The 15,078-nt window shown below is 75.1% G+C and carries 1 protein-coding gene; it reads right to left on the bottom strand.

Features of this window, described 5'->3' with window-relative positions; translation table 11 throughout:
• Positions 1–20 precede the first annotated feature (20 nt).
• A complete protein-coding gene (locus AC5WAM_RS38175; RefSeq protein WP_495520419.1) occupies positions 21–15,077 on the bottom strand; it encodes a type I polyketide synthase in 15,057 nt (5,018 codons plus the stop codon).
• Position 15,078 lies beyond the last annotated feature (1 nt).

The raw sequence follows: 15,078 nt of genomic DNA, 5'->3' as shown, positions 1-15,078 counted from the left end.
GAGTGGGGTGACCGGACGGGTCAGGAGATGCCGAACTCTTTGCCGAGCAGGTCGAACACCTCGTCGTCCGTGGCGGCGTCGAGGTCGTCGGCCGTCCGCGGGGCGGCGTCGGCGCGGCTGTCGCGCCACGCGGTCAGGAGGGCCGACAGCCGGGCGCCGACCCGGTCGTCCTCGTCGTCGCCGGGCTTGACCGCGGCGAGGCTCGCCTCGATGCGGCTCAGCTCGGCGAGCAGCGGCGCCACCCCGCCCGGTTCGTCGGCGGCGAGCGCTTCGGTGAGGTGACCCACCAGGTCGAGCAGGGTCGGATAGTCGAAGACGAGCGTGGCGGGCAGGCGGAGCCCGGTGGCCGCGTTGAGCCGGTTGCGCAGGTCGACGGCGGTCAGCGAGTCGAAGCCGAGCTCGGTGAACGCGCGCCGCTCGTCGACCGCCTCGGGGCCGGAGAACGCGAGCACGGCCGCGACCTGCGCGCACACCAGGTCCGTCAGGGCGGACGTCCGCTCGCCCGGCGTCAGCGCGGCCAGGCGTTCCCGCAGCGCGGCGGCGGGGTCGCCTCCGGCCCGGGCCGCCCTGCGGGACGTCGTGCGCACGAGGCCGCTGAGGACGGGCGGCACCACGGGGAGTTCCCGTACGGCCCGCAGGTCGAGGCGCATCGGCACGACGACCGGGTCGGCCCCGAGGGCCACCGCGTCGAACAGCTCAAGGCCCTGTTCGGCACTCAGGCCCGCGGCTCCGGTCCGGGCCATCCGCGCGCCCATGCCGTCCTCCGTGGCCCACAGGCCCCACGCGAGCGAGGTCGCGGGCAGGCCCTGGGCCCGGCGGTGCCGGGCGAGGGCGTCGAGGAACGCGTTGGCCGCCGCGTAGTTGGCCTGGCCGGGCGAGCCCAGGGTGCCCGTCACCGAGGAGAACAGGACGAACGCGGACAGGTCGAGATCGCGGGTCAGCTCGTGCAGATGCCGGGCGCCGTCCACCTTCGGGCGGAAGACCGTGTCGAAGCGCTCCTCGGTCAGTGCCCCGATCACACCGTCGTCCAGGACGCCCGCCGTGTGCACCACGGCGGTCACCGGGTGCTCGGCAAGCAGCGCCGCCACCGCGTCCCGCTCGGCCACATCACACGCCACGACAGCGACCTCGGCACCGAGCCCGGTCAACTCACCGTACAGCGAGCCCACTTGGCCGCGCCGACTCGCCAGCACCAACCGCCGCACCCCATGGCGCACCACCAAGTGCCGCGCGACCAGACCGCCGAGCATCCCGCCGGCGCCGGTCACCAGCACCGCGCCCTCACCGAAGCCCGACCCCTCCGACTCAGCTGTCTCGGCCGTCTCGGCCGGGCGGGCGCGGACGAGCCGCGGCGCGAACACGTCGCCCGCACGCACGGCCAGTTCGGGCTCCGGGCTTCCGACGGCCGCCTTCCAGCCGTCCGCGTCGTCGACGTCCACGAGGACGACGCGGTCCGGGTTCTCCGCCCGTGCCGTGCGCACCAGGCCCCACACGGCGGCCGCCGCCAGGTCCGGTACGTCGTCCTCGGCCGCGACGGCCACCGCGCCGCGGGTCACCAGGACGAGGCGCGACGCCGCGCACCGCTCGTCGGCCAGCCAGCCCCGCACCAGCTCCAGAGCGGCGTGCACCTGCTGCCGCACCGCGTCCGTGCCGCGGGACTCCGCGCAGTGGACCACGGCGTTCTCCGGCAGGGCCTCCCCTGCTTCCAGGGCCGAGCGCAGCGCGGCCCAGTCCGCGAACTCCGCGACCGACCGGGCGCTTCCGGACGGCGCCGCGGCCGACACCCAGTCGAGTCGGAACAGCGACTCCCAGGCCTGCCGCGACACCGTTCCCGACACCGGGCGCAGGACCAGCGAGTCGATCGTGGCCACGGGCGCGCCCGTGCCGTCGGCGATGGTCAGGGACACGGCGTCCGAGCCCGTGGGCGCCAGACGCACCCGCAGGACCGTCGCGCCCGAGGCGTGCAACCGCACGCCCGACCACGAGAACGGCAGCCTGCCGGGCCCGTCGGCGTCGCCCATCAGGCCGATGGCGTGCAGCGCCGCGTCGAGGAGCGCCGGGTGCAGACCGAAGCCGTCCGCGTCCACGCCGTCCGGCAGAGCGACCTCGGCGAACACGGCGTCGCCCGCGCGCCAGGCCGACCTCAGGCCCTGGAACAGCGGCCCGTAGCCGAACCCGCCGTCGGCCATGCGGTCGTAGAGCCCGTCGAGGTCCACGGCCTCCGCGGCCGCGGGCGGCCAGGCGGCGGAGTCGGCCGACGGCGCGTCAGGGGCGGCCACGAGCGCGCCGCTCGCGTGCCGGACCCACACGTCCTCGTCGTCGCCGCGCGCGTGCACCGTCACCGTGCGGCGGCCGGAGTCGTCCGCGCCGCCGACCCGCACCTGGACGCGTACGCCGCCGCGTTCGGGCACCACCAGGGGCGCCTCCAGCGTCAGTTCCTCCACCGCGGCGCAGCCGACCTGGTCACCGGCGTGGACCGCAAGGTCGATGAAGGCCGTGCCGGGCAGCAGGATCGAGCCCTGGATCACGTGCTCGGCCAGCCACGGGTGGGACTCCAGGGACAGCCGGCCGGTGAAGAGCTCCTCGTCGGAGTCGGCCGTGTCGATGAGCGCGCCGAGCAGCGGGTGGCCTGCCGGGCCGAGCCCGGCGGCGTTCAGGTCGCCCGCGCCCGTCCCGGCGTCCAGCCAGTAGCGCCGGTGCTGGAAGGCGTACGTGGGCAGGTCCACGCGGCGCGCGCCGCGGCCGGCGAAGAAGGCCTCCCAGTCCGGCCGTACGCCGCGCGTCCACAGCTGTGCCAGCGCGGACGTCAGCGCGGACTCCTCGGTCCTGTCGGCCCGCAGCACCGGTACGAACCCGGCCTCCGGCGCGGACTCCTGCCCCAGGGCCGCCAGCGTGCCGCCCGGGCCGATCTCGACGAACGTGGTCAGGCCCTCGTCGACGAGCGCGCCGACGGCGTCGGCGAAGCGCACGGACTCGCGTACGTGGCTCACCCAGTACTCCGGCGAGGCCAGTTCCTCGGCGGTCGCCCGCACGCCCGTGAGCGTCGACACGATCGGGATCGCGGGCGCCGCGTACGACACGCCGTCCAAGGCCGTACGGAACTCATCGAGCATCGGGTCCATCAGCGGCGAGTGGAACGCATGGCTCACCCGTAGCTCGGTGACCTTGCGGCCCACTTCACGCCAGCGTCCGGCCACCGCCTCGACGTCGGCGGCGACGCCGGAGACGACCACGGACGACGGCCCGTTGACCGCCGCGACTCCGACGGTCTGCGGCAGCTCGGGCGCGACCTCGGCCTCCGTGGCCCGGATCGCGACCATCGCGCCGCCCGGCGGCAGCGCCTGCATGAGTCCGGCACGCGCCGACACGACCTTCGCGGCGTCCGCGAGCGACCACACCCCCGCGACGTGCGCGGCGGCCAGCTCGCCGATCGAATGACCGGCCAGGGCGTCGGGGCGGATCCCCCAGAACTCAAGGAGGCGGAACAGCGCGACCTCGACCGCGAACAGCGCGGGCTGGGTCACCCCCGTCTGGTTCAGGGCGTCGGCGTCCTCGCCGAACAGGACCTCGCGGACCTGGGGATCGAACTGCTCAAGGACCTGGTCCAGGGCGTCGGCGAACACCGCGTAACGGTCCGCCAGTGCACGCCCCATGCCCAGGCGCTGCGAGCCCTGGCCCGAGAACAGGAAGCCCACCCCGCCGACGGCGACGGAGCCCGCGACCAGGCCGGGTGACTGCCGCCCCTCGGCCAGCGCGGTCAGGCCGTCGAGGAGCGCCGCGTGGTCGTCGCCCACGGCGACAGCCCGGTGTTCGAAGGCCGAGCGCGTGGTCGCCAGCGAGTAGCCAACGTCCGGCAGGCCGAGCCGCGGCTCGGCGGCGACGCGCTCGCGCAGCCGGGCCGCCTGCTCCCGCAGCGCCTCCTCGCTCCGGGCCGAGAGGACCCAGGGCACCACGCCGTCGGCCGGGGCCGGGGCGTGGTCGTCGTCCGGCGCGTACTCGATGATGGTGTGCGCGTTCGTGCCGCTCACGCCGAACGACGACACGCCCGCCCGCCGCAGTCGGCCGGTCTCCGGCCACGGCCGGGGCTCCGTGAGGAGTTCCACCTCGCCCGCGGACCAGTCGACCTTCGACGAGGGCTCGTCGACGTGCAGGGTGCGCGGGAGGGTGCCGTGGCGCATCGCCATGACCATCTTGATGACACCGGCGACACCGGCGGCGGCCTGGGTGTGGCCGAGGTTCGACTTGATCGAGCCGAGCCACAGCGGCTGTCCGGCGGGGCGGTCCTGGCCGTAGGTGGCGAGGACGGCCTGGGCCTCGATGGGGTCGCCGAGGGTGGTGCCGGTGCCGTGGGCCTCGACCGCGTCCACGTCGGACGTGGTGAGGCCCGCGCTCGCCAGGGCCTGGCGGATCACCCGCTGCTGGGAGGGGCCGTTGGGCGCGGTCAGGCCGTTGGACGCGCCGTCCTGGTTCACCGCCGAGCCACGGACGACGGCGAGGACCCGGTGGCCGTTGCGCCGGGCGTCGGAGAGGCGCTCGACGAGGAGCATGCCGACGCCCTCGCCCCATCCGGTGCCGTCGGCGCTGTCGGAGAACGACTTGCACCGGCCGTCGGAGGAGAGGCCGCGCTGGCGGCTGAAGTCGACGAACGTGCTGGGGGTGGCCATCACGGCGACACCACCGGCCAGCGCCATCGTGCACTCCCCCTTGTGCAGCGCCTGGATCGCCCAGTGCAGGGCGACGAGCGACGAGGAGCACGCGGTGTCGACGGTGACGGCGGGCCCTTCCAGGCCCAGCGCGTAGGCGACGCGGCCGGAGGCGACGCTGCCGGACCCGCCGGTGCCGAGGTAGCCCTCGACGTCCTCCGGGACGGAGCGGAGCCGCGACACGTAGTCGTGGTACATGACGCCCGCGAACACGCCCACGGCCTTGCCCCGGGCCGAGTTCGGGTCGATGCCCGCGCGTTCGAAGGCCTCCCAGGAGGTTTCGAGCAGGAGGCGCTGCTGCGGGTCCATGGCCAGGGCCTCGCGCGGGCTGATCCCGAAGAACGCCGGGTCGAACAGGTCGGCGTCGTGCAGGAAGCCCCCCTCGCGGGTGTACGAGGTGCCGGTGCGCTCGGGATCCGGGTCGTACAGGGCGTCCACGTCCCAGCCCCGGTTGGCGGGGAACTCGCTGATGGCGTCGGTGCCGTCAAGGACGAGCCGCCACAGGTCCTCGGGGGACGCGACCCCGCCGGGGAACCGGCAGCTCATGCCGACGATCGCGATCGGCTCGTCGGTCACCGCCACCGCCGTGGGCGCGGGCGCGGCCACGGCCGGGGCGCCCGCGAGCTCGGCGCCGATGAACGCGGCGAGCGCGGCGGGGTTCGGGTGGTCGAAGACGAGCGTGGCGGGCAGCCGCAGCTCGGTGGCCGCGTTGAGGTGGTTGCGCAGCTCGACGGAGCTGAGCGAGTCGAAGCCCAGCTCCCGGAAGGCCCGGTCGGGTTCGACGGCGTGAGCCGAGCTGTGGCCGAGCACCGCCGCCGCGTGGGTGCGGACGAGGTCGAGCAGCGCCTTCTCCCGCTCGCTCTCGGCCAGGCCCGCGAGGGACTGCGCGAGCGCGGACCGGCTCGCGGGGTCGGCGGTCCTGCGCGCGGTGTTGCGCACCAGGCCGCGCAGGAGGTGGAACACGGGCTGGGTGCGCGCCTGCCGCCGCAGCACGGCGAAGTCCATCGGCACGGGCGCGAGCAGCGCCCGCCCCGTGGAGCCCGCGGCGTCGAACAGGGCCAGGCCCTCGGCCGGGCCGATGGGGATGGCGCCGCCGCTGGTGATGCGGCGTACGTCGGTGTCGTCGAGGCTGCCCGCCATGCCGCCCGCCGTCTCCCACAGGCCCCAGGCGAGGGAGGTCGCGGGCAGGCCCTGGGCGCGCCGGTGCTGGGCGAGCGCGTCGAGAAAGGTGTTGGCCGCCGCGTAGTTGCCCTGGCCGGGGCCGCCGAAGACACCGGCTGCGGAGGAGAACACCACGAAGGCCGACAGGCCCGCGTCCCGGGTCAGGTCGTGCAGGTGCCAGGCCGCGTCGACCTTCGGCCGGAACACCGCGTCGATCCGTTCGGGCGTCAGCGAGCCGATCGTGGCGTCGTCGAGCACACCGGCGGTGTGGACGACGGCGGACACCCGGTGCCGGGCCAGGAGCGCGGCCAGCGCCTCGCGGTCGGCCACGTCACACGCCGCGAGGACGACGTCGGCGCCCTGCGCGGTGAGTTCCTCGCGCAGCGCCTCGGCGCCCTGGGCGGCGGCGCCGCGCCTGCTGACCAGGAGCAGGCTGCGCACGCCGCGCTCCGCGACCAGGTGCCGGGCGACCAGACCGCCGAGGGTGCCCGTCGCGCCGGTGACGAGCACCGCGTCCGAGCCGAAGCCGGGGTCGTCCACCACGGATCGCCGCGCCCTGGCCAGGCGCGGGGCGCTCGCGGCCCCCGAGCGCACGGCGAGCTGCGGCTCGCCCGTCGCGAGGGCAGACGGCAGCGCGTCGGCCGAGGCCGCCTCCTCGTCGAGGTCGACCAGGACGATCCGGTCGGGGTTCTCGGACTGGGCGGACCGCACCAGGCCCCAGACGGCGGCGTGCGCGAGGTTCGGCACGTCCTCGCCGTCGGCGGGGGCGACCGCGCGCCGCGTCACGACGGCCAGGCGTGCCGTGCCGAACCGCTCGTCGGCCAACCAGGTCTGCACCGCGGCCAGGGCCCAGGCAGCGGCCTGGTGGGCGCCCGCGGCCGGGTCCTCGGTAGCTGCGACCGGGCACGCCAGGGCGACGAAGCCGGACAGGTCGGCGGCGGCCGACCGCGCCAGGCCCGCCAGGCCGGTGGTCCACTCCACGGCCGGGGCCCCGTCGTCGGACAGCGGCACCGGCACCCAGTCGACGCCGAACAGCGCGTCGTCGCGGTCGTCGGCGGCGGCCCGGGCCGGGGCGGCCGGGCGCAGCACCAGGGAGTCGACGGTGGCCACCGGGGCGCCGGAGCCGTCCGCGACCGTCAGGGACACCCCGTCGGGGCCCGTGGGCGCGAGGCGCACCCGCAGTGCCGTGGCGCCGGCGGCGTGCAGGCGCACACCGGACCAGGAGAACGGCAGCTTGCCGGTGGCATCGGCCGCGCCCGTGAGCCCGGTGGCGTGCAGCGCCGCGTCGAGGAGCGCCGGGTGCAGGCCGAAGCCGTCCGCCTTGACGCCCTCGGGCAGCGCGACCTCGGCGCACACCTCGCCGCCCGCGCGCCACGCGGCCCGCAGCCCCTGGAACACGGGGCCGTAGCCGAAGCCGCCGTCGGCCATGGCCTCGTAGAACCCGTCCAGGTCCACGGCCTCGGCCCCGGCGGGCGGCCACGCGACCAGCGCGTCGCCCTCGGACCGGCCGCCCGCGCGCAGCACACCGGTGGCGTGCCGGGTCCACGCTTGCCTTTCGTCCATGTCACCGGTGCTGGAGTGGAAGGTCAGCTCGCGCCTGCCGGACACGTCCTCGGCGCCGACCCACACCTGGACCCGTACCGCACCGCTCTCGGGGAGCACGAGCGGAGCCTCCAGCGTCAGCTCCTCCACCAGGTCGCAGCCGACCTGGTCACCCGCGCGGATCGCCAGGTCGAGGAACGCCGTGCCGGGCAGCAGCACCGAGCCCATGACCGCGTGGTCGGCCAGCCACGGGTGCGTCTGGACCGACAACCGGCCCGTCAGGAGCGCCCCGTCGGTACCGGCGAGGGCGACGCTCGCCCCCAGGAGCGGATGCTCGGCCGCCCCGAGCCCGGCCGCCGATACGTCACCGAACAGCGGCAGCACGTCGGGCCAGTACCGCTCGCGCTGGAACGCGTACGTCGGCAGGTCCACGCGGCGCGTGCCCCGGCCGGAGAAGAAGACCTCCCAGTCGACGCGCACACCGCGAAGGTGCAGCTGCCCGGCGGCCGTCGTGATGGCCACGGCTTCGGGCCGGTCGCCGCGCAGCACCGGCACGAAGACCGCGTCCGGCGCGGACTCCTGACCGAGCGCCGACAGCGTCCCGCCGGGGCCGACCTCGACGAACGTACCCACACCCTCGCCCACCAGCGTGCTCACGGCGTCGGCGAACCGCACGGACTCGCGTACGTGCCTCACCCAGTACTCCGGCGACGCCAACTCCTCAGCGCTGGCCCGCACACCTGTCAGCGTCGAGACGATCGGGATCTCGGGCTCGCCGAACGACACTGCCTCCAGGACCTGTCGGAAGCCGTCCAGCATCGGGTCCATCAACGGCGAGTGGAACGCGTGACTGACCTTGAGCCGGGTCACCTTGCAGCCCGCCGCACGCCAGCGCTCACCCACCGCCTCAGCGTCAGCAGCGACACTCGAAATCACCACCGAGGACGGGCCGTTCACCGCCGCGATACCCACCGTCTCCGGCAGATCCGCAGCGACCTCCTCCTCCGTCGCCTGGATCGCCACCATGGCACCGCCTGCGGGCAACGCCTGCATCAACCCCGCACGCGCCGACACGACCTTCACCGCATCCGCCAGCGACCACACACCCGCAACGTGCGCGGCGGCCAACTCGCCGATCGAGTGACCGGCCAGCACGTCCGGACGTACACCCCACGACTCCAGAAGACGGAACAGCGCCACCTCGACCGCGAACAACGCGGGCTGGGTCACCCCCGTCTGGTTCAGGGCATCCGCGTCATCCCCGAACAGCACCTCGCGGACCTCGGGAGCCAGGAGAGCCAGGACCTCGTCGAGGGCTTCGGCGAACACCGGGTACTGGTCGGCCAGTTCACGGCCCATGCCCAGGCGCTGCGAGCCCTGTCCGGAGAACAGGAAGCCCACCCGGCCGGGCTCGTCGGCCGTGCCGGAGACCACGCCGCCCGATGCGCGGCCCTCGGCCAGTGCCTCCAGCGCGGCCAGCAGTTCGTCCCGCTCGGCGCCGACCACCACCGCGCGGTGCTCCAACAGCGCGCGCGAGGACACCAGTGAACGCCCCACATCCGTCAGGGACAGCTCGGCCGACGCCTCCACGAAGGACCGGAGGCGCGCCGCCTGGTCCCGCAGCGCCTCCACGCTCCGTGCCGAGAGGAGCCACGGCACCAACCCGCCGTCGTCGTAGGCGGGTTCCGGGGCGGTCTCCTGCTCCGCCTCGGGGGCCTGCTCCACGATGACGTGCGCGTTCGTACCGCTGAATCCGAACGAGGACACGCCCGCGCGCCACGGCCGGTCGACGGCGGGCCACCGCCGGTCGTCGGTGAGCAGTTCCACCGCGCCCGCCGACCAGTCCACGTGCGGCGACGGCTCGTCCACGTGCAGGGTGCGCGGCAGCACGCCGTGGCGCATCGCCAGGACCATCTTCATGACACCGGCGACACCGGCGGCGGCCTGGGTGTGGCCGATGTTCGACTTCACCGAGCCCAGCCACAGCGGGCGGTCCTCGGGGCGGCCCTGGCCGTAGGTGGCCAGGAGGGCCTGGGCCTCGATGGGGTCGCCGAGCTTCGTGCCGGTGCCGTGCGCCTCGACCGCGTCCACGTCGGAGGGGGTGAGGCCCGCGCTCGCCAGGGCCTGGCGGATCACCCGCTGCTGGGAGGGGCCGTTGGGCGCGGTCAGACCGTTGGACGCGCCGTCCTGGTTCACCGCCGAACCACGGATCACGGCGAGCACCTCGTGGCCGTTGCGCCGGGCGTCCGACAGGCGCTCCACGAACAGCATGCCGACGCCCTCGCCCCAACCGGTGCCGTCCGCGCCCGCGCCGAAGGCCTTGCAGCGTCCGTCCTCGGCGAGGCCGCGCTGGCGGCTGAACTCGATGAACGAGCTGGGCGTCGACATCACGGTGACGCCGCCCGCGAGGGCCATCGCGCACTCGCCCTTGTGCAGCGCCTGCACCGCCAGGTGCAGCGCCACGAGGGACGACGAGCACGCCGTGTCCACCGTGACGGCGGGACCTTCGAGGCCGAAGGTGTACGACAGGCGACCCGAGGCGACGCTGGCCGCGTTGCCGGTCGCCGCGTAGCCGCCCACGTCCTCGGTGGCACCGGCGAGGACCCACCCGTAGTCCTGCATGTTCGAGCCGACGAACACGCCGACCCGCTCGCCGCGCAGGGAGTCCGGGGCGATGCCCGCCCGCTCGAAGGCCTCCCAGGAGGTTTCGAGGAGGAGGCGCTGCTGCGGGTCCATCGCCAGGGCCTCACGCGGCGAGATGCCGAAGAAGCCCGCGTCGAAGGCGCTCACGCCGGAGAGGAACGCGCCCGACCGGGAGTAGGAGGTGCCCACGGAGTCCGGGTCGGGGTCGTAGAGGCCCTCCAGGTCCCAGCCGCGGTCGGTCGGGAAGTCCGACACCGCGTCCCCGCCCGCCAGGAGCACCCGCCACAGGTCCTCCGGGCTCGTCACGCCGCCGGGGAACCGGCACGCCATCCCGACGATCGCGATCGGCTCGTCGGACACGCCCGCCACGGCGGGCGCGGCGGGCGCGGCCGGGGCGGCGCCGCAGAGCTCGTCCCGCAGATGGGCAGCCAGCGCAGCCGCGTTCGGGTAGTCGAAGACGAGGGTCGTGGGCAGGGCCGCCCCGGTGGCCTCGTTGAGCCGGGCGCGCAGCTCCACCGCCGTGAGCGAGTCGAAGCCCAGCTCCCTGAAGGCGCGCGTCGCCGGGAGCGCGTCGCCGGAGGCGTGTCCGAGGACGGCGGCCGCCTCGAAGCGGACGAGGTCGGTGAGCTGCCGCTCCTGCTCGGCCTCGTCGAGACCGGCGAGCCGCTGCGCCAGGGCCGACGAGCCCTGCTCCACCGCGGCGGTCTCGAACGCGGCCCGCACCTGCGGCAGTTCGCTCAGCAGGGGGCTCGGGCGCTGCGCCATGAACGTGCCCGCGAACCGCTCCCAGTCCACGTCGGCGACGGCCACGTTGCCGTCGCCGTTTTCGAGGGCCGTGGCCAGGCCCGCGATCGCGACGGCCGGAGCCATCGAGGGCAGGCCCCGGCGCCGCAGCTGTGCGGCGGCGTCCCGGCCCGCGTCGGCGACCATGCCGCCGTCGGCCCACGGGCCCCAGGCCACCGCCGTGGCGGGCAGACCCGTGGCCCTGCGGTGCTCGGCCAGCGCGTCCAGGTAGGCGTTCGCCGCGCCGTAGGCGGCCTGGGCGCCGCTGCCCCACACGCCGGAGATCGACGAGAACAGCACGAACGCGTCCAGCGGTGTGTCCGCGAGCAGTTCGTGCAGGTGCCTGGCGCCGACGGCCTTGGCCGCCAGCACGTCGGCGAACCCGTCCAGATCGGCCGGGTCGACGTCCGCGAGGAGGGCGGAACGCTCGATGCCCGCCGCGTGCACGACCGCGTCGAGCGCGGGAACACCGTCCAGCAGCGCCGCCACCGACGCGCGGTCCGTCATGTCGCAGGCGGCGAACGTCACCCGGGCGCCCGACTCCACGAGTGCGGCTTCCAGTTCCGCGGCGCCCTCGGCTTCGGTGCCGCGGCGGCTCGCGAGCACCAGGTGCTCGGCGCCGTGGGCCGCCAGCCAGCGCGCCACGTGCCCGCCCAGGGCGCCGAGGCCGCCGGTGACGAGGACCGTCCCGCGCGGCGTCCAGCCCGCCCCGGACGCCCGGCCCAGCGGCGCGGGCACCAGCCTGCGGCCGAGGATCCGCTCGCCCCGCACGGCGACCTGGTCCTCACCGCCCGTGCCGGCGAGCACCGAGGCCAGCAGGTCACCGGTCGTCTCGTCGGTCTCGTCGGTTGCCTCCGGTACGTCGACGAGACCGCCCCAGCGTCCGGGCTGCTCCAACGCTGCCGCCCGGCCCAGGCCCCACACCATCGACTGCTCGAACCCGGCCACGGCGTCGGCCGGGCCCGCCGCCACCGCGCCCGACGTGACGCACCACAGCGGAGCCGGGGCGTCGTAGGCACCGAGCGCCCGCAGCAGTCCGACCGTGGCGCCGACCCCCGCGGGCACCACCGACGCGCCCGCGTCCGCGAGCGCGAGGAGCGAGACCACGCCGCTCGGCGCGGGCGCCTCGGCGAGGCACTCCGCCCAGTCGACGGCCTCCGGGTCCACTCGCAGGATCCGCGCCTCGGCGCCGTTGCGCGTCAGCGCGTCCCGCACCCACTCGGCCCGGTCCTCGCCCGTCGGCGCCACGACCAGCCACGTGCCGTCGAGGCGCCGGGAGCCGACGGCCACCGGCCGCCACTCGACGCGGTACCGCCAGCCCTCCACGGCGGTCCGCCCTTGCTGCTCCCTGCGCCACGCGGAGAGCCGGGGAAGGACCGCGCTCAGTGGAGCCTCGGACGACACGTCCAACGTACGGGCGAGGTCGGCGATGTCTCCGTCCTCGACGACGCCCCAGAACCGCGCCTCCACCGGGGACAGGGCCTCCACGGCCGCGTCGGCGGGCACGGCGTCCAGCCAGTACCGCTCGCGCTGGAAGGGGTACGTCGGCAGGTCCACGGGCCGTGTGCCCCGACCGGTGAAGAAGACCTCCCAGTCCACCCGGACGCCACGCACGTGGAGCTGCCCGGCGGCCGTCGTGACGGCCACGGCTTCGGGCCGGTCGCCGCGCAGCACCGGCACGAAGACGGCCTCCGGCGCGGACTCCCGCCCCAGAGCCGACAGCGTCCCGCCGGGGCCGACCTCGACGAACGTACCCACACCCTCACCCGCGAGCGTGCTCACGGCGTCGGCGAACCGCACGGACTCGCGTACGTGCCTCACCCAGTACTCCGGCGACGCCAACTCCTCGGCACTGGCCCGCGCACCGGTCAGCGTCGAGACGATGGGGATCGCGGGCGCCGCGTACGACACGCTCTCCAGGACCGTACGGAAGTCATCCAGCATCGGGTCCATCAGCGGCGAGTGGAACGCGTGACTGACCTTGAGCCGGGTCACCTTACGGCCCGCCGCACGCCAGCGCTCGCCCACCGCCTCCGCGTCGGCGGCGGCACCTGAAATGACCACCGAGGTGGGCCCGTTGACCGCCGCAATGCCCACGGTCTCCGGCAGGTCCGCAGCGACCTCGGTCTCCGTCGCCTGGATCGCCACCATGGCACCGCCTGCGGGCAACGCCTGCATCAACCCCGCACGCGCCGACACCACCTTCTCCGCGTCCACGAGCGACCACACACCCGCGACGTGCGCGGCAGCCAGCTCACCGATGGAGTGACCGGCCAAGACGTCGGGGCGGATCCCCCACGACTCAAGGAGGCGGACCAGCGCGACCTCGACCGCGAACAGCGCGGGCTGGGTCACCCCCGTCTGGTTCAACGCCTCGACGTCGTCCCCGAGTAACACCTCGCGCACGGACGGGTCGAACTCCGCGAGCACCTGGTCCAGGGCCTCGGCGAACACCGGGTACCGGGCCGCCAGTTCACGGCCCATGCCCAGGCGCTGCGAACCCTGCCCGGAGAACAGGAAACCCACCCGGCCGGGCTCGTCCGCCACGCCCGAGACCACGCCGCCAGGCGTCCGGCCCTCGGCCAGTGCCTCCAGCGCGGCGAGCAGCTCGTCCCGCCCGGCGCCGACCACCACCGCGCGGTGCTCCAACACCGCACGGGAGGACACCAGCGAACGCCCCACGTCCGCCGCCGACAGATCCGCGGCCCCCTCCGCGAAGGAGCGGAGCAGTGCGGCCTGCGCCCGGAGCGCCTCCGCGCTCCGGGCCGACAACACCCACGGGACCAACCCGCCGTCGTACGCGGGCTCCGAGGCGGTCCCCTGCGCCGCCTCGGGGGCCTGCTCCACGATGACGTGCGCGTTCGTGCCGCTCACGCCGAACGAGGACACACCGGCGCGCCACGGCTGATCGGTCTGCGGCCACGGCCGGGACTCCGTGAGGAGTTCCACCGCACCGGCGGACCAGTTCACGTGCGAGGAGGGCGCGTCGACGTGCAGGGTGCGCGGCAGCACGCCGTGGCGCATGGCCATGACCATCTTGATGACACCGGCGACGCCGGCGGCGGCCTGGGTGTGGCCGATGTTCGACTTGATCGAGCCGAGCCACAGGGGGCGCCCCGCGGGGCGGCCCTGGCCGTAGGTGGCCAGGAGGGCCTGGGCCTCGATGGGGTCGCCGAGCTTCGTGCCGGTGCCGTGCGCCTCGACCGCGTCCACCTGGGCCGCGGAGAGCCGCGCGCCGGCGAGCGCCTGACGGATGACGCGCTGCTGGGAGGGGCCGTTGGGGGCGGTCAGGCCGTTGGACGCGCCGTCCTGGTTCACGGCCGAGCCCCGGATCACGGCGAGCACCTGGTGGCCGTTGCGCTGGGCGTCGGAGAGGCGCTCCAGGAGCAGCAGGCCGACGCCTTCGCCCCATCCTGTGCCGTCGGCGCCGTCGGCGAACGCCTTGACGCGGCCGTCCGCGGCCAGGCCCCGCTGGCGGCTGAAGTCGATGAACACGCCCGGCGTCGACATCACGGTGACGCCGCCCGCGAGGGCGAGGGGGCACTCGCCGTGCCGCAGGGCGTGCACGGCGAGGTGCAGGGCGACCAGGGACGACGAGCAGGCGGTGTCGATGGTCAGCGCGGGGCCTTCGAAGCCGAAGCTGTAGGCGACGCGGCCCGACAGGACGCTCGCCGCGTTGCCCGTGCCGAGGTAGCCCTCGTAGCCCTCCGGGGCGCCGGTCGCCATGCGGGCCAGGTAGTCCTGGCCGTTGGTGCCGACGAACACGCCCGAGCGGCTGCCCCGCAGCGCGTTCGGGTCGATCCCGGCCCGCTCGAAGGCCTCCCAGGAGGTTTCGAGGAGGAGGCGCTGCTGCGGGTCCATCGCCGCGGCCTCGCGCGGCGAGATGCCGAAGAAGCCGGGGTCGAAGTCCGCCGCGTCGTGGAGGAACGCGCCCTCGCGGGTGTAGCAGGTCCCCTGCCGGTCGGGGTCGTCGTCGAAGAGGGACTCCAGGTCCCAGCCGCGGTCGGTGGGGAACGCGGAGACGGCGTCGCGGCCGTCGAGGAGGAGGCGCCACAGGTCCTCCGGCGACCGCACGCCGCCGGGGAACCGGCAGCTCATGCCGACGATCGCGATCGGCTCGACCTCGCGCTCCTCGGCCTCGCGCAGCTTGCCGCGCACCTCCTGGAGGTCCACGGAGGCCCGCCGGAGGTAGTCGAGGTACTTCTCCTCGTTGGACATGTGTTCGGACCCTTCAGGTGTGTTCATC

It is taken from the genome of Streptomyces sp. JLYT201, assembly GCF_059448825.1.
The sequence above is the reverse complement of the archived record's forward strand: the minus strand, read 5'-3'. Positions and strand labels throughout refer to the sequence as shown.